Source organism: Streptococcus sp. CF4-3 (assembly GCF_024295385.1).
GTDB lineage: Bacteria > Bacillota > Bacilli > Lactobacillales > Streptococcaceae > Streptococcus > Streptococcus infantis_I.
This window is the reverse complement of the sequence record NZ_JANCPN010000003.1, coordinates 180,925-206,848: the sequence shown is the minus strand read 5'-3', so window position 1 is coordinate 206,848 and position 25,924 is coordinate 180,925. Positions and strand designations below refer to the sequence as shown.

Annotated in this window: 33 protein-coding genes and 1 tRNA gene; 30 read left to right on the top strand and 4 right to left on the bottom strand. The window is 38.6% G+C overall.

What is annotated here, in order from left to right:
- Positions 1–18: 18 nt before the first annotated feature.
- Positions 19–1,005, top strand: coding sequence for a PhoH family protein (locus NML75_RS04100; RefSeq protein ID WP_004253290.1), 987 nt, complete (start codon positions 19–21; stop codon positions 1,003–1,005).
- Positions 1,006–1,054: 49 nt separating this feature from the next.
- On the opposite strand, the gene ald is transcribed toward NML75_RS04100, so the two are convergent.
- A complete protein-coding gene (gene ald, locus NML75_RS04095) occupies positions 1,055–2,167 on the bottom strand; it encodes an alanine dehydrogenase (RefSeq protein WP_254804116.1) in 1,113 nt (370 codons plus the stop codon).
- Between the two features lie 240 nt (positions 2,168–2,407).
- Between ald and NML75_RS04090 the strand changes: the two genes are divergently transcribed.
- The 12 genes from NML75_RS04090 to NML75_RS04035 all read left to right on the top strand — a co-directional run bounded on the left by NML75_RS04090 (position 2,408) and on the right by NML75_RS04035 (position 13,537).
- Entirely contained in the window at positions 2,408–3,049 is a 642-nt protein-coding gene (locus tag NML75_RS04090) for a helix-hairpin-helix domain-containing protein (RefSeq protein WP_254804115.1), read from the top strand.
- Positions 3,033–5,243 carry a ComEC/Rec2 family competence protein gene (locus NML75_RS04085; RefSeq protein WP_254804114.1) on the top strand — a complete coding sequence of 737 codons (2,211 nt, stop codon included), beginning with the start codon at positions 3,033–3,035 and terminating at the stop codon, positions 5,241–5,243. Before NML75_RS04090 ends, NML75_RS04085 begins: the two co-directional genes overlap by 17 nt.
- 122 nt (positions 5,244–5,365) lie before the next feature.
- Positions 5,366–6,652, top strand: a complete 1,287-nt coding sequence (locus tag NML75_RS04080) for a peptidase U32 family protein (protein ID WP_006148665.1) — start codon at positions 5,366–5,368, stop codon at positions 6,650–6,652.
- A 13-nt stretch (positions 6,653–6,665) separates the two neighbouring features.
- The gene (locus tag NML75_RS04075) at positions 6,666–6,977 is read left to right on the top strand and encodes a CHY zinc finger protein (RefSeq protein ID WP_006148664.1); all 312 of its coding nucleotides are present in this window, start codon (positions 6,666–6,668) and stop codon (positions 6,975–6,977) included.
- A 229-nt stretch (positions 6,978–7,206) separates the two neighbouring features.
- Positions 7,207–7,407: a F0F1 ATP synthase subunit C gene (locus NML75_RS04070; RefSeq protein WP_001054551.1), complete on the top strand. Its 201-nt coding sequence runs from the start codon at positions 7,207–7,209 to the stop codon at positions 7,405–7,407.
- 32 nt (positions 7,408–7,439) lie between these two features.
- On the top strand, positions 7,440–8,156 hold the full coding sequence (gene atpB / locus NML75_RS04065; protein ID WP_006148663.1) for a F0F1 ATP synthase subunit A: 717 nt from the start codon (positions 7,440–7,442) through the stop codon (positions 8,154–8,156).
- 18 nt (positions 8,157–8,174) lie between these two features.
- A complete protein-coding gene (gene atpF / locus NML75_RS04060; RefSeq protein WP_004253314.1) occupies positions 8,175–8,669 on the top strand; it encodes a F0F1 ATP synthase subunit B in 495 nt (164 codons plus the stop codon).
- Positions 8,669–9,205, top strand: a complete 537-nt coding sequence (locus tag NML75_RS04055; protein WP_223338978.1) for a F0F1 ATP synthase subunit delta — start codon at positions 8,669–8,671, stop codon at positions 9,203–9,205. Before atpF ends, NML75_RS04055 begins: the two co-directional genes overlap by 1 nt.
- A gap of 14 nt (positions 9,206–9,219) precedes the next feature.
- Positions 9,220–10,725 (top strand): F0F1 ATP synthase subunit alpha, encoded by a 1,506-nt coding sequence (gene atpA, locus NML75_RS04050; RefSeq protein WP_006152674.1) that lies wholly within the window; start codon positions 9,220–9,222, stop codon positions 10,723–10,725.
- Between the two features lie 15 nt (positions 10,726–10,740).
- The gene (locus tag NML75_RS04045) at positions 10,741–11,619 is read left to right on the top strand and encodes a F0F1 ATP synthase subunit gamma (RefSeq protein WP_004253324.1); all 879 of its coding nucleotides are present in this window, start codon (positions 10,741–10,743) and stop codon (positions 11,617–11,619) included.
- Between the two features lie 81 nt (positions 11,620–11,700).
- Positions 11,701–13,107 carry a F0F1 ATP synthase subunit beta gene (atpD, locus tag NML75_RS04040; RefSeq protein ID WP_036757320.1) on the top strand — a complete coding sequence of 469 codons (1,407 nt, stop codon included), beginning with the start codon at positions 11,701–11,703 and terminating at the stop codon, positions 13,105–13,107.
- 10 nt (positions 13,108–13,117) lie between these two features.
- Positions 13,118–13,537, top strand: coding sequence for a F0F1 ATP synthase subunit epsilon (locus tag NML75_RS04035; protein ID WP_006148659.1), 420 nt, complete (start codon positions 13,118–13,120; stop codon positions 13,535–13,537).
- A gap of 42 nt (positions 13,538–13,579) precedes the next feature.
- Here NML75_RS04035 and NML75_RS04030 read toward each other — a convergent pair whose 3' ends face one another.
- Positions 13,580–14,593, bottom strand: a complete 1,014-nt coding sequence (locus tag NML75_RS04030; RefSeq protein ID WP_254804113.1) for a lactonase family protein — start codon at positions 14,591–14,593, stop codon at positions 13,580–13,582.
- A gap of 188 nt (positions 14,594–14,781) precedes the next feature.
- Here NML75_RS04030 and NML75_RS04025 point away from each other — a divergent pair, with 188 nt between their 5' ends.
- From NML75_RS04025 to NML75_RS04010, 4 genes are all read left to right on the top strand, one after another.
- Positions 14,782–15,945 carry an AI-2E family transporter gene (locus tag NML75_RS04025; protein ID WP_254804112.1) on the top strand — a complete coding sequence of 388 codons (1,164 nt, stop codon included), beginning with the start codon at positions 14,782–14,784 and terminating at the stop codon, positions 15,943–15,945.
- Positions 15,935–17,167 carry a tetratricopeptide repeat protein gene (locus NML75_RS04020; RefSeq protein WP_004253338.1) on the top strand — a complete coding sequence of 411 codons (1,233 nt, stop codon included), beginning with the start codon at positions 15,935–15,937 and terminating at the stop codon, positions 17,165–17,167. Before NML75_RS04025 ends, NML75_RS04020 begins: the two co-directional genes overlap by 11 nt.
- Positions 17,168–17,337: 170 nt before the next feature.
- Positions 17,338–18,174 (top strand): DegV family protein, encoded by an 837-nt coding sequence (locus NML75_RS04015; protein ID WP_049495720.1) that lies wholly within the window; start codon positions 17,338–17,340, stop codon positions 18,172–18,174.
- Positions 18,175–18,281: 107 nt separating this feature from the next.
- Positions 18,282–18,557 carry an HU family DNA-binding protein gene (locus NML75_RS04010; RefSeq protein ID WP_004253345.1) on the top strand — a complete coding sequence of 92 codons (276 nt, stop codon included), beginning with the start codon at positions 18,282–18,284 and terminating at the stop codon, positions 18,555–18,557.
- 212 nt (positions 18,558–18,769) lie between these two features.
- Here NML75_RS04010 and NML75_RS04005 read toward each other — a convergent pair whose 3' ends face one another.
- Together NML75_RS04005 and NML75_RS04000 are read right to left on the bottom strand one after the other, a co-directional pair.
- On the bottom strand, positions 18,770–19,012 hold the full coding sequence (locus tag NML75_RS04005) for a type B 50S ribosomal protein L31 (protein WP_004253349.1): 243 nt from the start codon (positions 19,010–19,012) through the stop codon (positions 18,770–18,772).
- A 92-nt stretch (positions 19,013–19,104) separates the two neighbouring features.
- Positions 19,105–20,043 carry a DHH family phosphoesterase gene (locus NML75_RS04000; RefSeq protein WP_254804111.1) on the bottom strand — a complete coding sequence of 313 codons (939 nt, stop codon included), beginning with the start codon at positions 20,041–20,043 and terminating at the stop codon, positions 19,105–19,107.
- Between the two features lie 103 nt (positions 20,044–20,146).
- On the opposite strand from NML75_RS04000, the gene NML75_RS03995 reads away from it, so the two are divergent.
- From NML75_RS03995 to NML75_RS03935, 13 genes are all read left to right on the top strand, one after another.
- Entirely contained in the window at positions 20,147–20,590 is a 444-nt protein-coding gene (locus NML75_RS03995) for a flavodoxin (RefSeq protein ID WP_004253355.1), read from the top strand.
- Positions 20,591–20,705: 115 nt separating this feature from the next.
- Positions 20,706–20,972: a chorismate mutase gene (locus NML75_RS03990; RefSeq protein ID WP_254804110.1), complete on the top strand. Its 267-nt coding sequence runs from the start codon at positions 20,706–20,708 to the stop codon at positions 20,970–20,972.
- Positions 20,969–21,343, top strand: coding sequence for a fluoride efflux transporter CrcB (crcB, locus tag NML75_RS03985; protein ID WP_254804109.1), 375 nt, complete (start codon positions 20,969–20,971; stop codon positions 21,341–21,343). The genes NML75_RS03990 and crcB (NML75_RS03985) overlap by 4 nt, the downstream gene beginning before the upstream one ends.
- A complete protein-coding gene (gene crcB, locus NML75_RS03980) occupies positions 21,337–21,666 on the top strand; it encodes a fluoride efflux transporter CrcB (RefSeq protein ID WP_254804108.1) in 330 nt (109 codons plus the stop codon). Before crcB (NML75_RS03985) ends, crcB (NML75_RS03980) begins: the two co-directional genes overlap by 7 nt.
- A 118-nt stretch (positions 21,667–21,784) precedes the next feature.
- Positions 21,785–22,132, top strand: a complete 348-nt coding sequence (gene rplS / locus NML75_RS03975; protein ID WP_001068670.1) for a 50S ribosomal protein L19 — start codon at positions 21,785–21,787, stop codon at positions 22,130–22,132.
- A 42-nt stretch (positions 22,133–22,174) separates the two neighbouring features.
- Positions 22,175–22,246: transfer RNA gene (locus NML75_RS03970), tRNA-Arg, on the top strand.
- A gap of 367 nt (positions 22,247–22,613) precedes the next feature.
- On the top strand, positions 22,614–22,976 hold the full coding sequence (locus NML75_RS03965; RefSeq protein WP_254804107.1) for a hypothetical protein: 363 nt from the start codon (positions 22,614–22,616) through the stop codon (positions 22,974–22,976).
- Positions 22,977–23,197: 221 nt separating this feature from the next.
- Positions 23,198–23,674, top strand: coding sequence for an Imm6 family immunity protein (locus NML75_RS03960; protein ID WP_254804106.1), 477 nt, complete (start codon positions 23,198–23,200; stop codon positions 23,672–23,674).
- Positions 23,671–24,114 carry a hypothetical protein gene (locus NML75_RS03955; RefSeq protein ID WP_254804105.1) on the top strand — a complete coding sequence of 148 codons (444 nt, stop codon included), beginning with the start codon at positions 23,671–23,673 and terminating at the stop codon, positions 24,112–24,114. The genes NML75_RS03960 and NML75_RS03955 overlap by 4 nt, the downstream gene beginning before the upstream one ends.
- A gap of 9 nt (positions 24,115–24,123) precedes the next feature.
- Positions 24,124–24,570 (top strand): hypothetical protein, encoded by a 447-nt coding sequence (locus NML75_RS03950; protein ID WP_254804104.1) that lies wholly within the window; start codon positions 24,124–24,126, stop codon positions 24,568–24,570.
- 11 nt (positions 24,571–24,581) lie between these two features.
- Positions 24,582–25,055, top strand: a complete 474-nt coding sequence (locus tag NML75_RS03945; protein WP_254804103.1) for an SMI1/KNR4 family protein — start codon at positions 24,582–24,584, stop codon at positions 25,053–25,055.
- A 65-nt stretch (positions 25,056–25,120) separates the two neighbouring features.
- A complete protein-coding gene (locus NML75_RS03940; RefSeq protein WP_254804102.1) occupies positions 25,121–25,522 on the top strand; it encodes a hypothetical protein in 402 nt (133 codons plus the stop codon).
- Between the two features lie 44 nt (positions 25,523–25,566).
- Entirely contained in the window at positions 25,567–25,917 is a 351-nt protein-coding gene (locus NML75_RS03935; protein ID WP_254804101.1) for a hypothetical protein, read from the top strand.
- Positions 25,918–25,924 lie beyond the last annotated feature (7 nt).

The following is a 25,924-nucleotide window of genomic DNA, read 5'->3' as shown; positions in this document are numbered from 1 at the left end:
GTTAGAGAGGTTCTTTATTTGAAGGAACATTCAATAGACATTCAGTTAAGTCATCCAGATGACCTGTTTCATCTTTTTGGTTCCAATGAACGCTATCTTCGCTTGATGGAGGATGAGTTAGATGTTATCATCCATGCTCGTACAGAGATTGTACAAGTCTTGGGAGAGGAGTCTTCTTGTGAAGAAGCACGACAAGTAATTCAAGCCTTGATGGTCTTGGTCAATCGTGGCATGACAGTAGGAACTCCGGATGTGGTGACAGCCATCAATATGGTTAGAAACAATGAAATCGATAAGTTTGTTGCCCTCTATGAAGAAGAGATTATCAAAGACAATACTGGTAAGCCGATACGTGTAAAGACACTAGGTCAAAAACTTTATGTAGATAGTGTTAAGAACCATGATGTGACCTTCGGGATTGGGCCAGCGGGGACAGGTAAGACCTTCCTAGCAGTGACCTTGGCTGTTACAGCTCTCAAACGTGGCCAAGTCAAGCGTATTATCCTGACTCGTCCAGCAGTAGAAGCTGGAGAAAGCCTAGGATTTCTACCTGGTGATTTGAAAGAAAAAGTAGACCCTTATCTTCGACCAGTCTATGACGCCTTGTACCAAATTCTTGGGAAGGACCAAACAACTCGTCTCATGGAGAGAGAAATTATTGAGATTGCGCCTTTGGCCTACATGCGTGGACGTACCTTGGATGATGCCTTTGTCATCTTGGATGAAGCCCAAAATACAACCATCATGCAGATGAAGATGTTCTTGACACGTCTTGGATTCAATTCTAAAATGATTGTCAATGGGGATATTAGCCAGATTGACCTACCACGTAATGTTAAATCAGGTTTGATTGATGCCCAGGAAAAACTTAAGAATATTCACCAGATCGACTTCGTTCATTTTTCAGCCAAGGATGTGGTTCGCCATCCAGTCGTTGCTCAGATTATCAGAGCATATGAACCTCGACCTGTCAAAGCTGAAGAAAATCAAGAAGAAACAGAATAAAGAAAAAGAGCAGTTGAAAAACTGCTCTTAATTTTTTTTGAATTTCTTATTAAACAAGTTCACTGATAGGTGTGAAGTCACGTTCTAAACCTTCAGCAACTGGTTGGCTGGTGAGTTGACCTTGATAAGTTGTAACCCCTTCACGCAAACCAGCATCTTCAAGGATTGCTTTCTTAAATCCTTTTCCTGCCAAGGCTTCGATATAAGGAAGGGTCACATTTGTAAGGGCGATAGTAGAAGTACGAGCAACTGCTCCAGGAATGTTAGCAACCGCATAGTGAAGGACACCGTGTTTCTCATAGACAGGCTCATCATGGGTTGTCACACGGTCAGCTGTTGCAATAACACCACCTTGGTCTACAGCAACGTCTACGATGACAGAACCAGGACGCATTTGTTGAACCATGTCATCTGTCACTAATTTTGGAGCTTTAGCACCAGGAATCAATACTGCACCGATAACAACGTCTGCTTCACGCACACTTGCTTCGATATTAAATGGGTTAGACATGAGTGTTTGGATTTGGTGACCAAAGACATCTTCAAGTTCAGAGAGACGTTTAGCACTGATATCTAGAATAGTTACTTGAGCACCTAAACCAAGAGCGATACGTGCTGCGTGTGTACCAACGACACCACCACCGATAATGGTCACTTTTCCTTTTGGTACACCTGGGACACCACCTAAAAGAACTCCAGAACCACCAGCTTGTTTCGTCAAGAAGTGAGCTCCGATTTGGACAGCCATACGACCTGCAACCTCACTCATTGGAACCAATAGAGGAAGTTGACCTTCAGTATTGCGTACAGTTTCATAAGCAACACCAGTTGTTTTCGCTGCAAGCATAGCATCCGCTAATTCTGGGGCTGCTGCCATGTGCAAGTAGGTGAAGAGAAGTAAATCGTCACGCAAGAACTGGTACTCACTAGCAAGGGGTTCCTTGACTTTAACAACGAACTCTGCAGCCCAGGCTTCAGCAGCAGTTGCGACAATCTCAGCTCCTTGCTTTTCATAGTCAGCATCAGCAAAACCAGATCCAAGTCCAGCATTTGTTTCAATGAGGACTCGGTGACCACGACCGACAAGACTCTGTACACCAGCAGGTGTCAAAGCAACACGATTTTCATTATTTTTAATTTCCTTTGGAATTCCAATTAACATAGAGATTAGCTCCTTATTTAACATCTAGGTTCTTATACGAAATCATCACAGGAAGAACCCAGTCATTTCTTGTGATGTTCTTATTTTATATGAAACCGCTAAAAATTGCAAGAAAAACTTATTTCTCTACTTAAGATATGTCTTGAATAAGGAAGATTATTTTGCAAATAAGTAAGCAGTTGAAAAGATTTTTCAGCTGTTTTTTCTTTGCATTACGAATAAGATAAGAGAGGAGAAATTATGGAAGAACTTATTGAGAAAATCAAAGAATATAAAATCATTGTTATCTGTGCTAGTTTGGGTTTGGTCTTAGGTGGATTTTTCCTCCTAAAGCCAGTTGTTCAAGCACCTGCTAAGGAAAGCAATTTGCAAACAGAAGTTACAACTGTTTCAAAGGATTTGACGGAGGAAAAGGAAGATAAAAATCAGAAGGAAGAAGTGGTGGAGCAGGATCTGATTACTGTTGATGTAAAAGGTGCGGTCAAATCACCTGGAATTTATGATTTGCCAGTTGGAAGTCGTATCAACGATGCTGTTCAAAAAGCTGGTGGCTTGACAGATAATGCTGATAGTAAGTCTATCAATCTTGCCCAGAGAATTAGTGACGAAGCGCTTGTCTATGTTCCAACTAAGGAAGAAGTTACCAGTCAAGAGGCGCATTCAAATGCTTCCAACACCAAAGAAAATAAGAAAGTCAATCTCAATAAAGCCAGTTTAGAGGAGCTTAAACAAGTCAAGGGGTTGGGAGCCAAACGTGCTCAGGATATCATCGACCACCGTGAGTCCAACGGTAAGTTTAAGTCAGTTGATGAGCTCAAAAAGGTTTCTGGTATTGGTGCAAAAACGATAGAAAAGTTAAAAGAGTATGTCACAGTGGATTAGTCGATTTCCCATCCCAAAAATCTATCTTAGTTTTCTTTTGCTATGGCTCTACTATGCTATTTTTTCAGCAAGCTTTTTAGCACTCTTGGGCTTTGTCTTTTTACTGCTCTGCCTCTTTTTTCAATTTCCATGGAAGACTGTGGTCAAGGTTCTCTTTGTTTGTGGTCTTTTTGGAAGCTGGTTTATATTTCAAAAATGGCAACAAGAAGAAACGAGTCAACATCTTGTTGACTCCGTTAATACGGTACGAATCTTGCCTGATACTATCAAGGTCAATGGAGATAGTTTATCCTTTCGTGGGAAGGCTGATGGCAGACTCTTTCAGGTCTATTATAAATTCCAGTCAGAGGCTGAAAAGGAAAGGTTTAAAGAGTTATCTGAACTGCATGAGATAGTAGTAAAAGGAAAGCTAGCTATTCCTCAAGGAGCAAATAATTTTGCTGGATTTGATTATCGAAACTATCTCAAAACACAGGGGATTTATCAGACCTTAACTATATCGGAAATTGTCGAATTAAAGAAAGCATCCAGCTGGGATATAGGAGAAAATCTATCCAGCTTGCGGAGAAAAACAGTTGTCTGGATAAAAAGGAAATTTCCTGACCCCATGCGTAATTATATGACAGGTCTTTTATTGGGTCATTTGGACACCGACTTTGAGGAAATGAATGAACTCTATTCCAGTCTAGGGATTATTCACCTTTTTGCTCTGTCAGGAATGCAAGTAGGATTCTTCATGAATACTTTTAAGAAATTCCTTTTGCGACTTGGGATGAGCCAAGAAAACTTAAAATGGCTTGTCTATCCATTTTCCTTGGTTTATGCAGGTTTGACAGGGTTCTCAGCTTCTGTTATTCGTAGTCTCTTACAAAAACTTTTGGCTCAACATGGGTTCAAGGGGCTGGATAACTTTGCTTTGACGGTCCTTGTCTTGTTTATCGTGATGCCGAATTTCTTCCTAACTGCTGGAGGAGTGCTCTCCTGTGCCTATGCCTTTATCCTGACCATGACTGGTGAAGAAGTAGCAGGGATAAAAGGTCTGGTGAGAGAAAGTTTCATTATTTCCTTAGGAATTCTGCCGATTTTATCATTCTATTTTTCTGAATTTCAACCTTGGTCCATACTCTTAACCTTTGTCTTTTCTTTTTTATTTGATATGGTCTTGCTACCACTTTTATCAATGCTCTTCTGTCTTTCATGGATATATCCTATTACCCAGTTTAACTTTCTCTTTGAATGGCTAGAGAACATCATACGCTATGTATCTCAGCTATCTACTAGGCCCTTTATTTTTGGTCAACCGAGTCTTTGGGTTCTGGTGTTTCTTTTAATTTCTTTGGCTATAGTCTATGACTATCGTAAAAATTTGAAGAAAGCACCTTTGCTTATCCTATTTATCGTTTCCCTTTTCTTAGTAACCAAACATCCACTGGAAAATGAAATCACAGTCCTAGACATGGAGCAGGGGCGGAGCATTTTCCTAAGAGACATGACAGGAAAGACAATATTACTGGATGTCGGTGCAAAGTTAGCAGTTGAGAAAAAAGAAGCTTGGCAGGAGAAAGTCACCTCGAGCTTTGCCAAACGGAGTTTAATTCCCTATCTGAAAAGTCGAGGAGTGGCAAAGATTGATCAGCTTGTTTTAACGGATAGTGAACCTAAGCAACTAGACCATCTACTAGAAATTAGTAAAGCATTCAATCTTGGAGAGATTCTAGTAACTGAAGAAACTCTATCTAAAAGAGAATTTATGGATAAATTAGAGGAAAGTAACTTGAAAGTACGTCCTATTAAAACAGGAGAGCAGTTAGTTATTTTTGGGAGTAGTTTAGAAGTAATCGAAAATCAAAACAGGGATAGTAAAGCCTCAATAGCAATGTATGGAAAGCTACTAAATCAAACTTTTCTAGTCACTGGAAATATAGAGGAGAAGTTCTTAAACAAGTCTTATTCAAAAATCCAAGCAGATGTAGTGCTAACTCATCAGCAAGCAACGAAGAAAAAGACAGATGTCGAAGTCTTCGAAATCTTTCAGCCTAAAATCACTGTCGTTTCTGTAGACAAGAAGAAAAAATTTAAAGAAAAAAATGGGGTGAATAACCAAGAATTTGGGAATTCGATTTACAAAACGGATCAAAAGGGGGCCATTCGTTTTAAAGGTTGGAGTGCTTGGAAAATAGAAACAGTTCGCTGAGCTTAGCTTTACAAGAAAATTAAAATTGTCTAAACAATCAATCAAAACTTGATTTTAGAACCTTTTTGCTATAAAATGGTAAAGATCAGTGTCAAACTTTTATATTGCAAATAGGAGAAAACATGACAAAAACTTTGAAACGTCCTGAGGTTTTATCACCTGCAGGAACTCTTGAAAAACTAAAAGTAGCTGTTCAATACGGTGCAGATGCTGTCTTTATCGGTGGTCAGGCCTATGGTCTACGTAGCCGTGCTGGTAACTTTACTTTCGAACAAATGGAAGAAGGAGTACAGTTTGCGGCTAAGTATGGCGCTAAGGTTTATGTAGCGGCTAATATGGTTATGCACGAGGGAAATGAAGAAGGTGCTGGAGAATGGTTCCGCAAATTGCGTGATATCGGAATTGCAGCGGTTATCGTGTCTGATCCAGCCTTGATCATGATCGCTGCAACAGAAGCACCAGGACTTGAAATCCACCTTTCAACCCAGGCCAGTGCGACTAACTACGAAACCCTAGAATTCTGGAAAGAACTTGGTTTGACTCGTGTTGTTTTGGCGCGTGAGGTTTCTATGGAAGAATTGGCAGAGATTCGCAAACGTACAGATGTTGAGATTGAAGCTTTTGTACATGGAGCTATGTGTATCTCATACTCTGGTCGTTGTACTCTATCAAACCACATGAGCATGCGTGATGCCAACCGTGGTGGATGTTCACAATCTTGCCGTTGGAAATACGACCTTTACGATATGCCGTTTGGCAAAGAACGTAAGAGTCTCAAGGGAGAAATTCCTGAAGAATTCTCTATGTCTGCGGTTGATATGTCTATGATTGACCATATCCCAGATATGATTGAAAATGGTGTGGACAGTCTTAAGATTGAAGGCCGTATGAAGTCTATCCACTATGTTTCAACAGTAACAAACTGCTACAAGGCTGCTGTTGATGCCTATCTTGAGAGTCCTGAAAAGTTTGAAGCTATTAAGCAAGACTTGATTGATGAAATGTGGAAGGTTGCCCAACGTGAGTTGGCTACAGGTTTCTACTACGGAACACCATCTGAAAATGAACAACTGTTTGGTGCTCGTCGAAAGATCCCAGAATACAAGTTTGTTGCTGAAGTAGTAGCTTATGATGCTGCAACCCAAACAGCAACTATTCGTCAACGTAACGTTATCAACGAAGGCGACCAAGTTGAGTTCTACGGTCCAGGTTTCCGTCATTTTGAGACATATATTGAAGACCTTCACGATGCTAAAGGAAATAAAATCGATCGCGCCCCAAATCCAATGGAACTTTTGACTATCAAGGTTCCTCAACCAGTAGAAGCTGGTGACATGGTACGTGCCTTGAAAGAAGGTCTCATCAATCTTTACAAAGAAGATGGAACAAGCGTTACAGTTCGTGCCTAGATAAGGAAAGTCAATGGTTCAAGCTCATGGATTACTAGTAGATGATGAAAGCAGATGTGTTCATTACCATAGTGATAAAGATATCGTAGCGCTCCAGTGTAATGAGTGTAAGAAATACTATGCCTGTTATCAGTGTCACAATACGCTAGAGGAGCACACATTTTCTCCCTATCCTTTAAGACTTAAACAGAATAAACCTATCTTATGTGGTTCCTGTAAGACGACCCTAACTTATGAGGAATATACAGAGAAAGGAAACTGTCCTCACTGTAAAGCTGCATTCAATCCAGCTTGCCAGAGCCACCATTTATATTATTTTAAATAAGAAACGATAAATCCAAGTTGTAAAACTTGGATTTTTCTTTTCAGAAAAATAGGAAAGATAAGGAAAATAACCTGAAAAGACATTAAAATTTTCTATATGATTGTCTTGAAAATCGTAAAATTAGAAATAAATGATTTGAAACGCTTTCAATGCTAGTAAAGAGTTGACAAAAGCAAATTTTAGGACTAAACTAGGGAAGTAAATTTAATTTAAAAAAGGAGAATTCGTCATGAATTTAACATTTTTCGGTCTATGTCTTGCCTGTATGGGTGTATCTCTTGCAGAAGGATTTTTGATGAACGGTTTGTTCAAATCTGCAGCACGCCAACCAGATATCATTCCACAATTGCGTAGTTTGATGATCATGGGGATTGCCTTTATCGAAGGAACTTTCTTTGTAACCTTGGCGATGTCATTCGTTATCAAATAGACAACTCTATTTAGAAATGGAGGTGTCAAACCATGGAAGAAAGTTTGAATCCAACCGTTAATATTGGACCAATATCCTTTGATTTGACCCTGCTTGCCATGTCTCTTGTAACTGTTTTGATGGTTTTTGCCTTTGTCTACTGGGCAAGTCGTAAAATGGCCATCCGTCCAAAGGGCAAACAGAATGCTCTTGAGATGATTTATGACTTTGTGATTGGTTTTACAAAACCAAACATTGGAGATTCATATATCAAGGATTATTCCTTGTTCTTGTTCTCTCTATTTCTGTTTATCTTGGTTGCCAACAATATTGGCTTAATGGCAAAAGTACAAACAACAAACGGTTATAACTTGTGGACTTCCCCAACAGCCAACCTTGGATACGATTTATCCCTCTCCTTATTGATCACTTTGATCGCCCATGTAGAAGGAATTCGTCGTAGAGGCGTTAAAGAATATTTGAGAGCATTTGTTACTCCTGGCTTTATGACTCCGATGAACGTTTTAGAAGAGTTCACCAATTTTGCCTCCTTGGCGATTCGGATTTACGGAAATATCTTTGCCGGTGAGGTTTTAGCAGGATTGCTATTGGCCTTGTCACAACATGCCTTGTATTGGTATCCTTTTGCCTTTATTGCAAACATGTTATGGACAGCATTTTCGATTTTCATTTCATGTATTCAAGCTTATGTATTTACCATGTTGTCATCTATGTACATTGGTAAAAAAATAAATGAAGGGGAAGAGTAAGTAGAGGAGGATTAGAAGATGGATTTAACTATTAGTACCATTATTGGTGATTTTATTCTGATCGCTGGTTCCTTCCTTTTATTGATCTTTTTAGTGAAGAAATATGCTTGGGGAAATATTACCAGTGTCTTAGATGAACGCGCTGAAAAGATTTCTTCAGATATTGATGGTGCCGAGGAAGCCCGTAAAAAGGCAGAGGAACTTGCTAGCAAACGCGAAGCTGAGTTAGCAGGTAGCCGTACCGAAGCTAAAACGATTATCGAGAATGCAAAGGAAACAGCTGAGAAAAGTAAAGCTGATATTTTGGCTGAAGCTAAACTTGAAGCAGGCCGCTTAAAAGAAAAAGCCAACCAAGAAATTGCTCAAAATAAAGCTGAAGCTTTACAAAGTGTTAAGGGAGATGTGGCAGACTTGACAATCAGTCTAGCTGGAAAAATTATCTCCCAAAACCTTGACAGTCAGGCCCATAAAGAACTTATTGATCAGTATATCGATCAGCTAGGAGAAGCTTAATGGACAAAAAGACTCTAAAGGTAATTGAAAAATACAGCATGCCTTTTGTCCAATTAGTGATTGAAAAAGGAGAAGAAGACTCTATTTTTTCAGACTTGTCTCAAATCAAGCAAGTAGCTGAAGAAACAGGCTTACCTTCTTTTTTAGCTCAGGTGGCAGTAGATGAGTCGGATAAAGAAAAAACGGTTCGTTTTTTCCAGGACTCTGTGTCACCTTTAGTACAAAACTTTATCGAGGTTCTACTTTACAATCACAGATCAAACCTGTTTTATGATGTGATTGTAGATTGCTTGAATCGTCTTGAAAAAGAAACCAATCGTTTTGAAGTGACTATTTTGTCTGCACATCCTTTGACTGATGAACAGAAAGAACGACTAATTCCTCTAATCGAGAAAAAGATGTCACTAAAAGTTCGTAGCATTAAGGAAAAAATTGACGATAGTTTAATCGGTGGTTTTGTTATTTTTGCCAATCACAAGACAATTGATGTGAGTATTAAACAACAACTTAAAGTTGTTAAGGAAAATTTGAAATAGAAAGTGGTGTTCTTTTGGCAATTAACGCACAAGAAATCAGCGCTTTAATTAAGCAACAAATTGAAAATTTCAAACCCAATTTTGATGTGACTGAAACAGGTGTTGTAACCTATATTGGTGACGGGATTGCGCGTGCTCATGGTCTCGAAAATGCCATGAGTGGTGAGCTGTTGATTTTTGAAAATGGCTCTTATGGTATGGCGCAAAACTTGGAATCAACAGATGTCGGTATTATCATCCTTGGGGACTTTACAGATATCCGTGAAGGCGATACAATTCGTCGTACAGGGAAAATCATGGAAGTTCCAGTTGGTGATAGCTTGATTGGACGTGTTGTCGATCCCCTAGGTCGTCCAGTGGATGGTTTGGGTCCAATCAACACAGACAAGACTCGTCCAGTTGAAGCACCAGCTCCTGGTGTTATGCAACGTAAGTCTGTATCAGAACCATTGCAAACAGGTTTGAAAGCTATTGACGCCCTTGTTCCAATCGGTCGTGGCCAACGTGAGTTGATCATTGGTGACCGTCAAACAGGGAAGACAACTATCGCTATTGACGCTATCTTGAACCAAAAAGGTCAAGATATGATTTGTATCTATGTAGCGATTGGACAAAAAGAATCAACAGTTCGTACACAAGTAGAAACACTTCGTCAGTACGGTGCCTTGGATTACACAATCGTTGTGACAGCTTCAGCTTCACAGCCTTCACCATTGCTCTACCTCGCACCATATGCTGGAGTTGCTATGGCAGAAGAGTTCATGTACCAAGGGAAGCATGTCTTGATTGTTTATGATGACCTATCTAAACAAGCGGTAGCTTATCGTGAACTTTCTCTCTTGCTCCGTCGTCCACCAGGTCGTGAGGCCTTCCCAGGGGATGTCTTCTACCTTCACAGTCGTCTACTTGAGCGTTCTGCTAAAGTTTCAGATGAGCTTGGCGGTGGTTCTATCACGGCTCTTCCATTTATCGAGACCCAAGCAGGAGATATCTCAGCCTATATCGCGACAAACGTAATCTCTATTACGGATGGACAAATCTTCCTAAGTGATAGCCTCTTTAATGCGGGTATTCGTCCAGCTATTGACGCGGGTTCTTCTGTATCTCGTGTTGGTGGTTCTGCTCAGATTAAAGCCATGAAGAAGGTTGCTGGTACTCTTCGTATCGACCTTGCTTCATACCGAGAGTTGGAAGCCTTCACTAAATTTGGTTCAGACTTGGATGCTGCTACTCAGGCTAAATTGAACCGTGGTCGTCGTACTGTAGAAGTATTGAAACAACCAGTTCATAAACCATTACCTGTTGAGAAACAAGTAACCATTCTGTATGCCTTGACTCATGGATTCTTGGATACTATATCAGTTGATGATATTGTTCGTTTTGAGGAAGAATTCCATGCCTTCTTTGATGCGCAACATCCAGAGATTTTGGAAACTATTCGTGAAACAAAAGACTTGCCAGAAGAAGCAGTCTTGGATGCTGCGATTACTGAGTTTCTCAACCAATCCAGTTTCCAATAAGAATAGAGGTGTCAGATGGCAGTATCTCTAAATGATATTAAAACAAAAATCGCCTCAACGAAAAATACTAGTCAAATTACTAACGCCATGCAGATGGTTTCTGCAGCTAAGTTAGGTCGTTCTGAAGAAGCTGCACGCAACTTCCAGATTTATGCTCAAAAAGTCCGTAAACTCCTTACAGACATCCTTCACGGAGATGGTGCTGGCGGATCAACAAATCCAATGTTGATTAGTCGCCCTGTCAAAAAAACAGGCTATATCGTCATTACATCTGACCGTGGTCTTGTTGGAGGATATAACTCTTCAATCTTGAAGGCTGTCATGGAACTGCAACAAGAATATCATCCATCAGGTGATGATTTCGAAGTCATCTGTATTGGTGGTATGGGAGCAGACTTCTTTAAAGCTCGTGGTATTCAACCAATTTATGAATTGCGTGGTCTAGCCAGTCAACCAAGCTTCGATGAAGTTCGCAAGATTATTTCAAAAACTATTGAAATGTACCAAAATGAACTTTTCGATGAGCTCTATGTTTGCTACAACCACCACGTGAATACACTGACAAGTCAAATGCGTGTGGAGCAGATGCTTCCAATTGTCGACTTGGACCCAAATGAAGCAGATGATAACTACAGCTTGACATTTGAGCTTGAAACAAGTCGTGAAGAAATCTTGGATCAACTATTGCCACAGTTTGCAGAAAGTATGATTTATGGTGCTATTATTGATGCCAAGACAGCTGAAAATGCGGCAGGGATGACGGCTATGCAAACAGCTACAGATAATGCTAAAAAAGTTATCAATGATTTGACTATCCAGTATAACCGTGCCAGACAGGCGGCGATTACACAAGAAATTACAGAAATCGTAGCAGGAGCTAGTGCTTTAGAATAAAGCAATATTGCTCAGAGAAATGAACTTAGGACCTAGTCATACTAGGAACCGACAGTATCTTATACAGAATAGGAGAAGTAGATGAGTTCAGGTAAAATTGCTCAGGTTATCGGTCCCGTTGTAGACGTCATGTTTGCAGCAGGTGAGAAACTACCAGAGATTAATAATGCACTTGTCGTCTACAAAAATGACGAAAGAAAAACAAAAATCGTCCTTGAAGTAGCCTTGGAGTTGGGAGATGGTATGATTCGTACCATCGCTATGGAATCAACTGATGGCTTGACCCGTGGTTTGGAAGTATTGGACACAGGTCGTCCAATCTCAGTACCAGTTGGGAAAGAAACTCTAGGACGTGTCTTCAACGTTTTGGGAGATACCATTGACTTGGAAGCTCCTTTTGGTGAAGATGCAGAGCGTCAGCCAATTCATAAAAAAGCACCAACTTTTGATGAATTGTCTACCTCTTCAGAAATTCTAGAAACAGGGATCAAAGTTATCGACCTTCTTGCCCCTTACCTTAAAGGTGGTAAGGTCGGACTCTTCGGTGGTGCCGGAGTTGGTAAGACCGTATTGATCCAAGAATTGATTCACAACATTGCCCAAGAACACGGTGGTATCTCAGTATTTACTGGTGTTGGGGAACGTACTCGTGAAGGGAATGACCTTTACTGGGAAATGAAAGAATCAGGCGTTATCGAAAAAACAGCCATGGTATTTGGTCAAATGAATGAGCCACCAGGAGCACGTATGCGTGTTGCTCTTACTGGTTTGACAATCGCTGAATACTTCCGTGATGTAGAAGGTCAAGATGTTCTTCTCTTCATTGACAACATTTTCCGTTTCACACAAGCTGGTTCAGAAGTATCTGCCCTTTTGGGTCGTATGCCATCAGCCGTTGGTTATCAACCAACCCTCGCAACAGAAATGGGTCAATTGCAAGAACGTATCACTTCAACTAAGAAGGGGTCTGTAACCTCTATCCAGGCTATCTATGTGCCAGCGGATGACTATACTGACCCAGCGCCAGCAACAGCCTTCGCTCACTTGGACTCAACAACTAACTTGGAACGTAAACTGGTTCAATTGGGGATTTACCCAGCCGTTGACCCACTTGCTTCCAGCTCACGTGCCTTGGCACCTGAAATTGTTGGAGAAGAGCATTATGCAGTAGCTGCTGAAGTGAAACGTGTTCTTCAACGTTACCATGAGTTGCAAGATATCATTGCCATCCTTGGTATGGATGAGCTTTCTGACGAAGAAAAGACTTTGGTTGCTCGTGCACGCCGTATTCAGTTCTTCTTGTCACAAAACTTCAACGTTGCGGAACAATTTACAGGTCAACCAGGATCCTATGTTCCAGTAGCTGAAACTGTTCGTGGCTTCAAGGAAATTCTCGACGGTAAATACGATCATTTGCCAGAAGATGCCTTCCGTGGAGTAGGTTCAATCGAAGATGTTATTGCTAAGGCTGAAAAAATGGGATTTTAAGAGGTGATCTATGGCACATTTAACTGTCCAGATCGTGACACCAGATGGCCTCGTCTATGATCACCATGCCAGCTTTGTATCGGTACGAACTCTGGATGGTGAGATGGGGATCTTGCCACGACATGAAAATATGATTGCGGTTCTAGCAGTTGATGAAGTAAAGGTTAAACGCATCGATGATGATACTCATGTGAACTGGATTGCAGTAAACGGAGGAATCATTGAGATTGCTAATAATGTCATTACCATTATTGCTGACTCAGCTGAACGTGCGCGCGATATTGATGTTAGTCGTGCAGAACGTGCTAAACTTCGTGCAGAACGTGAAATCGAAGAAGCACAAGACAAACACTTAATCGACCAAGAGCGCCGTGCTAAAATTGCATTGCAACGTGCTATTAACCGTATCAATGTCGGAAATAAATTATAAAATAAAAAATGAACTTGTTTTACAAGTTCATTTTTTTAAGCCCTATTTATTGAAACTTATGCAGACTGCTTCAGGAACATGAAATTCATTAGAGAGTTCTGCCAGTCTACCAGTTTCAGGATTGCGCTTAAAGACAGTCGCATTATCAGAATCCTGGTGAACAGCGATAAGGAATTCTTGGTCAGGTGACAAATCAAAATCACGTGGATTTTTCCCATTGGTTGGAACAATCTCTAATAATTCCAAGCTTCCATCTGCTAAAATGCTATAAACAGCGATAGAATCATGGCCTCGATTAGAAGCGTAGAGGAATTTGCCATCTTTAGAAAGACGAATAGCCGCAGTACCATTAAAACCACTATAGTCATCTGGTAAGGTTGAAATGACCTGCATTTGTTCAAATTCTCCAACACCATCGTAAATCAATACTTCAATCGTACTGTTGAGTTCACAGATGAGATAAGCAATCTTGTAGTGGTGGTGGAAAACAAGGTGACGAGCACCAGCGCCGGGATTACAATTATAAGTTGCTAGTTTCGTCAACTTTCCTTCTAGATCGACATCATAGGTAATGACCTCGTCAGTACCCAAGTCACAAGTTACCAAATATTGGTCTGGTGTTAAATCGGTGTAGTGTACGTGGGGAGAAGCTTGGTTTTCATGTGGACCATGGCCAGTGTGTTGAACTTTGTCTGCCAATTCAAGACAGCCATCTTCTTTACGTTTATAGACTAGAACTTGACCTTTATGATAGTTAGCGCCATAAACTAGTCCCCGTGTCTCATCGACCGCAACATAGCAGTGAGGAGCACCTTCTTCAACGACGTGATTCAGGAGGACACCATCAGTTTTGTATGCTGCGATTCCACCTTTGCCATCATGGCTTCCGACAGTATAGAGATGCTGATGCTGATCAAAGGCTAAGTAGGTTGGACTTGGCTCGGTTGCAAAGAGTTCTAGATTTGAGAGTTTGCCAGTCTCAGTATCAAAATCAGCCTTGTAAATCCCTTGAGAAATACGTCGTGTATAGGTTCCAAAATATACTATTTCTTTCATATTCATACCTCTAGAAAAAGATAATTCAATTATAACATAAAAAGGCCTGCTAGATGAAAAATCTAAGTCAGAAAAAATAGCTCTTTCCTTGCCAAGAAGACAAATTTATCCCTTGCTAAAAGACTATAAAAAAACCTTATTTTTCTTAAAACATGGTATAATGTTAGGACAAAGGAAAGGAAGAAAAAATGGAACAAAAAGAGAAACACTTTACCTTATCTTGGTTTTTTAAATGGTTTTTAGACAATAAAGCAATTACTGTTTTCTTGGTGACCTTGTTATTAGGTCTCAATATTTTTATTCTCAGTAAAATTGGCTTTTTATTTTTCCCAGTTATAGACTTTTTATCAGTAGTGATGTTGCCGGTTATCTTATCGGGTCTACTTTTTTACCTCTTAAATCCACTAGTAGATCTGATGGAGAAGTACAAGATTAACCGTGTCTTAGCCATCAGTATTATCTTTATCATTATTGCAATACTCTTGATTATTGGACTAGCCGTTGCAATTCCAAACCTTCAACGTCAAGTAGTCGTTTTTGCGCAAAATGTCCCAAGTTATCTCGAGGATGCTGACAGAGTTATTGATGATCTTGTTACCAAGCGTTTGCCGGATGACTTTAGACCACAATTGGAGCAAGTTTTAGCTAATTTTTCAACACAAGCAACTGCTTGGGCAAGTAATATTTCTTCTAAGGCTGTTAACTGGGTGAGTGCTCTTATCAGTGGAACGTCACAGGTCATTGTCGCTCTGATCATCATGCCATTTATGCTCTTTTATCTCCTTCGAGATGGAAAAGGACTTAGAGACTATATTACTCAATTCTTACCAAATAAATTGAGAGAACCAGTTGGTAAGGTTCTTTCAGAAGTCAATCAACAACTTTCCAATTATGTTCGAGGGCAAATTACAGTGGCTGTAATCGTCGCCATCATGTTTATTATCTTATTCAAGATTATAGGACTTCGTTATGCTGTTACTTTAGGTATTACAGCCGGTTTTCTCAATTTAGTTCCTTATCTAGGTAGTTTTCTTGCAATGATTCCAGCCCTTATTTTGGGTTTGATTGCTGGTCCTGTTATGCTCTTAAAAGTTATTATCGTTTTCATTGTAGAGCAAACTATAGAGGGACGTTTTGTTTCTCCACTGATTTTGGGTAGCCAATTGAATATTCACCCAATTACCATTCTTTTTGTACTGTTGACTTCAGGATCCATGTTTGGTATTTGGGGTGTATTGCTAGGTATTCCAATCTATGCTTCCGCAAAAGTAGTCATCTCAGCAATTTTTGATTGGTATAAAGGAGTTAGTGGACTTTATGAACCAGTAGAGGAGACTGAAGGTGAACAATAGTCAACAAATGCTCGAGGCCTTGGAGCAACAAGATTTATCAAGAGCTGATTCTTTTTTCCAAAATGCCCTAGAGGAAGATTCAGATGAAGTTCTTCTTGAACTTGCTGCATATCTCGAAGGGATTGGTTTCTATCCACAGGCAGCACAGATCTATGAGAAATTAGCGCCGAAATTTCCAGAAGTCTACATCAATCTAGCTGCAATAGCTGGTGAGGATGGACTTATCGAAGAAGCTTTTGATTATTTAGAGAAGATTGGTCCAGAAAGTGAATGGTACGTATCAGCTCTTGCCTTAAAAGCAGATTTATATCAGATGGAAGGATTGACAGATGTTGCGCGTGAGAAGCTTTTAGAAGCTCGTAGCTACTCTGATGATCCTCTCCTGATATTTGGACTAGCTGAACTAGATAGTGAGCTAGGAAACGATTTAGAAGCCATTAAGGGCTATGCTCAACTAGATAATCGAGTTATCTACGATCAAACTGGAATTTCGACCTATCAGAGAATTGGTCTTGCTTATGCACGTTTAGGTAAGTTTGAATCTGCAATAGAATTTTTAGAAAAAGCCTTAGAGTTAGAATATGATGATCAAACAGCCTTTGAGCTTGCAAGTCTCTATTTTGACCAAGAAGACTACCAGAAAGCCGTACTATACTTTAAACAACTAGACACTATTTCTCCAGATTTTGAGGGTTATGAATATGGTTATAGTCAAGCACTGCATAAGGAGCATCAGACAGAAGAGGCTCTTAAAATAGCTCAACAAGGCTTGTCAAAAAATCCTTTTGAAACTCGGCTCTTACTCCTTGCATCTCAGCTATCTTATGAGTTGCATCAACCTGAGCAAGCAGAAGCTTATCTGATTCAAGCACAAGAAAATGCTGATGACCAGGAAGAAATTTTGCTACGCTTAGCTACCATCTACCAAGAACAAGAAAGATACGAAGATATTCTAGCTTTAGCAGTCTATGAACCTGAAAACCTCTTGACTAAATGGATGATTGCGCGAAGCTATCAAGAGACTGAAGAATTAGATGCAGCATATGATCTCTATAAGGAACTTGCTACTGAACTCAAGGATAATCCAGAGTTTTTGGAACAGTTTATTTATTTGTTAAGAGAGTTAGGTAAGCTAGAAGAAGCAAAAGACTACATTCAATCCTATCTACAATTAGTACCTGATGATTTACAAATGCAAGATTTGTATGATTATTTATCTTAAATACAAAAGATAATCACCAAGCAAAGGTGATTTTCTTTTTTTATTAAAAAGAAGTATAAATTGCTTTAAATTTAGGTGGATTGAGTATGAACTTTTAGTATTTTTTTGATATAATTGTTATAGTTATAAGTTGAATAATCAACAATAGTAAAAATAGAAAGATTAGAAAAATGACAAAAGTAAAAATTGTAACGGATTCTTCGGTTACTATTGAACCGGAAGTGGTTAAAGAATTTGATATTACTGTTGTTCCACTATCTGTAATGATTGATAGTGTCCTTTATTCAGATGCAGATCTTGAAGAAGGAGAATTTCTTCGCTTGATGCAAGCTAGTAAAAATCTTCCTAAGACTAGTCAACCACCAGTGGGACTCTTTGCAGAAATTTTTGATGATTTGGGTAAGGATGGTAGTCAGATTCTAGCAATTCACATGTCCCATGCTTTATCAGGAACTGTTGAAGCGGCTCGTCAAGGAGCAAGTTTGTCAACAGCAGATGTCACTGTTTTGGATAGTTCATTCACAGATCAGGCATTGAAGTTCCAAGTTGTGGAAGCTGCTAAACTAGCTCAAGAAGGAAAAGACCTTGAAACTATTCTAACCCATGTAGAGGACGTAAAAAATCACACTGAACTCTACATCGGTGTTTCAACTTTAGAAAATCTTGTAAAAGGTGGTCGCATTGGCCGTGTTACCGGTTTGCTGAGCTCTTTACTGAATATTCGAGTAGTTATGCAAATGAAAGACCATGAGCTTCAACCGATTGTCAAAGGACGTGGTTCAAAAACCTTTAAGAAATGGTTGGATGAGTTAGTAGCCACTCTTTCAAATCGTTCAGTAGCTGAGATTGGTATTTCTTATGCAGGTACAAATGAATTTGCAAACGAGATGAAAGCTGTTCTACAACCTTACGTTGAAAAACCGATTTCAGTCCTAGAAACAGGCTCAATTATCCAAACTCACACCGGGGAAAACGCCTGGGCGATCTTAATTCGCTATAATTCCTAAAAAAATTGAGAAAAATCAATAAAAACGTGTTTTTGACTTGACCTAAAAGGAATTTTAGGTTATGATTATAAGTGTTAATTAGAAATAATTTTGGAGGATTCATTAACATGGCAAACAAACAAGATTTGATCGCTAAAGTAGCAGAAGCTACAGAATTGACTAAGAAAGATTCAGCAGCAGCAGTTGACGCTGTATTCGCAGCTGTAACTGAATTCCTTTCAGCTGGTGAAAAAGTTCAATTGATCGGTTTTGGTAACTTCGAAGTTCGTAAACGTGCAGCTCGTAAAGGTCGCAACCCACAAACTGGTAAAGAAATCAAAATCAAAGCTTCTAAAGTTCCAGCATTCAAAGCTGGTAAAGCTCTTAAAGAAGCCGTTAAATAATGATTTTATAAAAAACCTATTAATCAAGCGTCAAGCTTGGTTAGTAGGTTTTTTTGTTTTATAGAGGACTTGTTACGAAAGTAGAAGTAGAAATAAGAATTAGGACCATTATAAGCTTTAAAAAAATTAAAGCTTGAAAAAATAAAAGAAACAAAAAAACAACTCCGAATCGAAGTTGTTTTCGTTTAACCGTATACAAGTGATGCGGTTGATTATTTGAGACCGTATTTTTTGTTGAAACGATCCACGCGTCCATCTGCTTGAGTGAACTTTTGACGTCCAGTGTAGAATGGGTGTGAGTCTGATGAAATTTCCACACGGATCAATGGGTAAGTTTCGCCTTCGAACTCAACTGTTTCGCTAGAGCGTTTTGTTGAACCGCTAAGGAATTTGTAACCAGTAGTTGTGTCCATGAAGACAACTGGGCGATATTCTGGATGGATATCTTTTTTCATTTTGCAATATTTCCTTTCTGCCATGGTCTCTTTGCGAGCCATAGATTGTTACCATACTAGTCTATCAGATTCTGAAAAGTTTGGCAAGCTTTTTATCTATTTTTCAGCAAGTTTTTTAATTTTTGGTAGATGAGCTCATTCTCTTCTAAACTATACGAATTTGCTCCACTAGCAAGAGGATGGCCACCGCCATCATGTTCTTTTGCAACTTCATTGATTGGGACAAATTTACTGCGAAGACGTACGCGGTAGTGACCATCTGCTTGCTCCACAAAGATTCCCCAAAGGCTAACAGTATCAATACGGCCCGGAGCTCCAACGATGGCTGCTGTTTCCGCATCAGTAACGTCGTATTTCTTCAAGATTTCTTGGGTGAGAATAACACGTGCAGCACCATTTTCATCAACTTCTAAGTGGTCATAAACATAACCCTGGAGTTTGGCAATCTTAAAGCTCATAGTATCCATTTTACGAGTTAATTCAGCGTAGTCAAAGTTATGTTCTCTGAGTTGACTTGCGATAAGAAGCGTACGTGCAGAAGTAGAAGGGTAGAGAAAACGGCCGGTATCACCAATAATTCCAGCGCTGAGCATTTTAGCAGCGTAGTCGGATAATTCTAAGTTAGTTGCTTCAGCAAAGAGAGCAATCATCTCACTCGCACTACTAGAGTTTGTATCTACCCAAACAAGATCGCCGTAGACTTCGTCATTTGGATGGTGGTCAATTTTGATAATAGTCTCAGCCTTAAGATATCGTTTATCATCAATACGTGCTGTGTTTGCTGTATCACAGATAATGGCTAGTGCACCTTGATAGTCTGTGTCCTCTACCTGATCCATTTTAGCAAGCCAAGTTAAGGTTGGTTCATTAAAACCAACTACTTTTATCGTTTTTTCTGGAAAATGATGCTCAAGCAAGGCTTTTAAACCTACCTGACTCCCCAGAGCGTCAGGATCTGGTTTCATATGACGGTGGATGATAATAGTATTGTATGCTTTAATTTTTTCTAAAATTTGGTGACAAATTTCCATAATGAACCTCAATTCTTTCTCATTTCATTTTAGCACAAGAGTTTTTATTTTTAAAATGAAAAAGATGTGATATAATGGAGAAAGATTAATTGAGGAGGACCTTATGGCATTAGCAAAAATTGTATTTGCCAGTATGACCGGTAATACTGAAGAAATCGCTGATATTGTAGCAGATAAATTAAGAGAATGTGGTTTAGAAGTGGATGTTGATGAGTGTACAACCGTTGACGCTTCTGACTTTTTAGAAGCAGACATCGCCATTGTCGCAACCTATACCTACGGAGATGGAGAATTACCAGATGAGATGATGGACTTCTACGAAGATCTAGCAGACCTCAACTTGAGCGGTAAAATCTATGGTGTAGTCGGATCAGGTGATACTTTCTACGATGAATTCTGTAAAGCTGTTGATGACTTCGACCGAGTATTTATTGCTACTGGAGCTGAAAAGGGTTCAGAGTGCGTTAAAGTTGACCTTTCTGCCGAGGAAGAAGATATTGAACGCTTGGAGCAATTCGCAGAAGAATTAGCTGCTAAAGTAGGATAAGCATGAAGTGCACTGATGAAAATTGTCAGTGCAGTTTTTATTAAGCAGGATTAGGACTTTACTAGCCTATTTAGTGCTTTTTTTGTACAATAGTTCAATTAAAAAAGGAGACTCTATGGATTTAGATAATATTCGAAAAGAAATCGATAAAATCGATGACCAGATCGTTCAACTTTTAGAAGAGAGGATGCATTTAGTTGAAGGAGTAGTTGCCTATAAAAAATCTTCAGGAAAACCTATTCTAGATACTAAAAGAGAAGAAGTTATCTTTGAAAAAGTCAAAAATCGTGTAGGCAATAAAAAATACGAAGATACAATTGTTGAGACTTTTTCAGATATTCTCAAACGTTCACGTGATTATCAGGATAAAACGATCAAATGAAAAAAGAAAAATTTTACCCTCTAGGAATCTTTCTAGCTGGTATGCTGGGAGGAATTGTGCGTTTTCAGATTTCGAGATGGTTGCCATCTAGTCCAGACTTCCCTTTGGGAACACTAGTAGTCAACTATTTAGGAATTTTTTGCCTTGTCTACCTTGTAAAAGGTTATCTGGTTTATAAGGGAAGTAGTAAGGGCGTCATTTTAGCACTCGGAACAGGATTCTGTGGTGGCTTAACGACATTTTCTAGTCTCCTATTAGATGCTGTGAAATTACTGGACACAGGGCGGTACCTTAGTTTGGTGTTGTATTTGATTTTGAGCATCGGTGGTGGGCTTCTATTTGCTTATTGTCTAGGGAGGAAGAAATGGTAGTATTTTATCTAGGACTTGCTTGTGGACTGGGTGCTCTTGTTCGTTATTTCTTTTCACGTTATAATCAGGGTTCAGTGCTACCACTAGGAACACTCATAGCTAATCTTCTAGGTTGTTTTTTGATTGGATTATGCTATAACCACGTGGAGTCAAAAGAAGTCTATTCTATACTTGCAACGGGTTTTTGCGGTGGTTTGACTACTTTCTCAACTTTGAATGATGAACTACAAAAACTGCTAAGTGACAAGAAGGCATTTTATAGTTATTTATTATTAACCTACTTACTTGGTTTTCTTGCAATTTTTTTGGGAATTTTGCTTTAAATTTCTTTACTTTTTCTAGGAAATTTGATAAACTGTATCTTGTGTGTAATGGACGCACAAAAATACAGTTTATCCGCTGAGGAAAAATCCTCAAGATTGACAAAGATAGGAGAATAAAATGAATCCATTAATCCAAAGCTTGACTGAAGGTCAACTTCGTACAGATATCCCTTCATTCCGTCCTGGTGACACTGTTCGTGTACACGCGAAAGTTGTCGAAGGAAACCGTGAACGTGTTCAGATATTTGAAGGTGTTGTTATTGCACGTAAAGGTGCTGGCATCTCAGAAAACTACACAGTTCGTAAAATCTCTAACGGTGTAGGTGTTGAACGTATCTTCCCAATCCACACTCCACGTGTTGAAAAGATCGAAGTTGTTCGTTATGGTAAAGTACGTCGTGCGAAATTGTACTACTTGCGTGCTCTTCAAGGTAAGGCAGCTCGTATCAAAGAAATCCGTCGTTAATTCGATGAACAAAACTCTGCTGCAAGGCAGGGTTTTTCTCTAGCTCCCTTAGTTCAATGGATATAACAACTCCCTCCTAAGGAGTAGTTGCAGGTTCGATTCCTGCAGGGTGCATAATAAGAAGCGTAAAGAAACATAAAGAACACTGAAAATTCAGTGTTTTTTTTTGACCAAATTTTGAACCATTCATAAGATATCCATGGTGTGGTATAATAGGAGAAAGTATAGGTACTAATTTGATTGGGATTTCTCTCCTTAGAACAATATTAAAAAGACGCAAATTTTGTAGTTGAAACGGGTACTTATGTACAAGAATTAAATGCATATGTAAAATTTATAGGATACGAAGGCAAAAATACTTTGTACGCCTTTGTTGGATTAGATGAAGTACTGGAAATATAACGACATATCATGTAAAAACTGTTGATTATCTTATCAAACAGGCACCTAGTCTAGGATTTGAACGTTAAGGAGAAATTTAATGATTTTTGTAAAAAAAATAGAATGGATAGATATTGATACCAAAGAAGCGGATGTCACTTTATCGGATAATAAATATGAATTAGTTTGCTTTTCAGATGAATTTTTTGGAAAGATTGGCGGAAAGTTTGATGACATGCTATATGCTATTGTTGATGGAGACGTATATAAAAGCGAAGATAATCTATTTCTAGTAAAGCACCTGAATAATTTTGAATATTTTATAATTGCTAAAATATTTGATAAAACAAGAAATATCGCTCAGGTAGGAGAATTTTTGATTAATACGGGTGGAGGAATTCCAAATGATCTTGAGAATGGTGAATTTGTTGAATTTCGTGTTAGAAGGATTGATATTTATTAATGTTCAGTGAAAGTCATACGTAAAATTGATTAACTCTATTGGAAAAGATTTTTGAAGACTACCAAGAAACGCAGTAAACTATAAAAAAATTAGGTAGGCGAACTTCCAGATGATTATGTATCACCACTTAAGTAAGGGAAAATACAAAATTTATCGGAACTGTAAGCTTTAAAGAGACGTAGTTTGTTTATTTCAAGGTATTGAAATGAAAGGGAAAAAATATGTTTGATAGTTATTTTATGCTAATTTTTTCAGAAGCGATCGTTGATCAACTTGAAACACCCTATAAACCTCAGATTCGCTCTGCTTTCGATGCTTGTTGGGACTTTTTGGAGAATAAAGATAGAGGTGGAGAAGAACTCTATGCTCTTTTGGATGACGGAACAGATTATGGTGGTATTTTCATTTATATGCAATTGGATGAAAATGAAGCGAATATCCCCACCTGGGATAATATCAATTACGCGATAGGCGCAACTGCAAAAGAAGCTTATTCATTTGAAAATAAGGAAGATCTACCGTCTCCTTTGGAAAATATCGATGATACTTTAACAGAGATTTTTATTGAGAATTTAAAAGAAATCAATTTTAATTTTTATGATCACGTTCAGGATGTCAAAGACTTTCTTGCGCGTGGCAAATCACCATCTAAGGAAGAGGCCATAAACGAATTAAAGAGAATAGGATTATTGCAATGAAAAAATTTGAAGATAAATTTATGGAAGTTCAGGCTAGTATGATTTCACTAGCTATGGAATATGTCCATAATCAAGCAGAAAAAGTATATATCTATGCGATAGCGGACAGTTTGTATAGTTTTAATGTATTTTATAAGATTAGAGGAAATATTGTACACAAACACTTAGTAAATGATTTTTTACCTAGAAAATCACACATTGATACCAGTTTACAATCTCTCTTGTTGAAAGAAGGTGTCAAGGATGTAAAATCAATGCTTGATGTCTGCCAAGAATACAAACGTGAACATCCAACTGAAATGTGGTTGATTTATGATGCACAGAAAAACAGCCTTGATAGTCGCTATAGCTATGAAGGGCGTTACGACAAGGATGAGGAATTACTTCCACGCCTAGAGTTTGAAAAATGGTTTGAAGAAGTAAAAAGCAAGCAACTGTAGGAGAAGATAATGACACAATTTGAAGATAAATTTATGGAAGTTCAAGCTAGCATGATTTCATTAGCAATGGAATATGTCCAAAATCAAGCAGAAAAAGTATACATTTATTGTATCTCTGAAGAAGCATTGCAATCATATAAAGTTTTTTATAAGATTAATGGTATTGTAATCGAAATGGACAAAGTTAATGAAGTTGCGACAAATAAAATAGATGATTCCGATAATATGGCATTCGCTTTATTGGAATACGGAGCTGAAGACATACAGAAATTGATTGATGTCTGCCAAAAATACAATCGTGAGCACCCAACTGAAATGTGGTTGATTTATGATGCCAAGAAAAACAGTCTTGATAGTCGCTATAGTTATGAAGGGCGTTATGACAAGGATGAGGAATTGATTCCACGTCTAGAGTTTGAAAAATGGTTTGAGGAAGTAAAAAGCAAGCAACTGTAGGAGAAGAATATATGCCCCAACAAGATCAATCAGTCATCTACCCTTTGCCAACTGATGCGCTATTACAGGAAAGAGAAGTAGCGTGGAAAGTTCGATTACCTGAAGATTATAAGGAATTTATAAAGAATGAGAATGGATTGATTCCGTCAAAACGGTATTTTCATTTTGGGAATAATGAGAAAGTAATCGACCGCTTTTTAGCTATACTAGCTATTTCAGGTGAGAAGCCTGAAGAGGTTTATGATATCGGAGTGGTGAGTACACAATTGGAAGGGCGCATTGTCTTTGATGAAGATTATGTCGGAATGCAACTAATCCCCATAGCAGCATTGTTTGGTGGTGATTTTATTTGTCTAAATTATATAGAGGATCCCAAAAATCCAAGCATGTGCATCTGGTTTCACGAAGAATCATATGAGCTAGAACCTGCTATAGAGTTTGTAGCTAATAACTTTACAGAGTTTTTAGCTATGTTACAAGATTAGTTATGTAATGGATAGATATTGATTTAGAACGAAAACGTCGAGGATGGTTAAAGCGAGGCCTATAAATGAGTGAACTTTACTTACCGATAAGAGAGAGTCTAGGTTATCAGAATGTCAAGCAAGCGTTAGAGCAAGTTTTTTCGATTGATCTTGATACGATTGCCATTCATGAAGGAGAAGATGAAAATTTTAATTTTCCCTTCGTGTATAAGGGTTATCATATGACGATGGGGATATCATCAACCGGTAAAAATAGACAATTGGAAGCTGGAGAGGGTGGCTTGTTTAACATATGGTTCACCCAAGCTGATGAACAGAAATTTTCCATTACCTTTTTATCCAAGATAATCGATGATAAGAGTATCAAAAGAGTGTATGGATGTGATGAAAAGTCAGTTGAACACACCTTGCAACTATTAAAAGACTTTCTAAATTCAGACAGAGCAGAAGTCTTATTAAAGAATTGACCAAATAGATTTTAAAGAATGATGTCTTTGAGGAGAATAGTGATATGGAATTAAATGAAACTGAGAAGTTTGCTATAGAAACGAGCCGAATGATTCGAACTTATTTTGGGAATAGAATGGATAGTTTAGGTATATATGATATTGTTGAAGAAGCTAATCATCATGAGTTTAAAATTGACTTTGAAGCTTACGATTTTTTTGCGATTGAATTTGATTATGAAAATGATCTCTGTGAATTCTTTATTGTTTTATCGAAAGAAGTGAAGCTATCCCTTACTAAAGAGCCAGCTGTATATAGCCAAATAACAGATTGGGATAGTTATTTAAAAGGAATCAAGGATGAGCTCGAACTCCGGATTCCGGATAAGTTTTTAAAAGCCAAGGGATGGCTATAAAGAATAG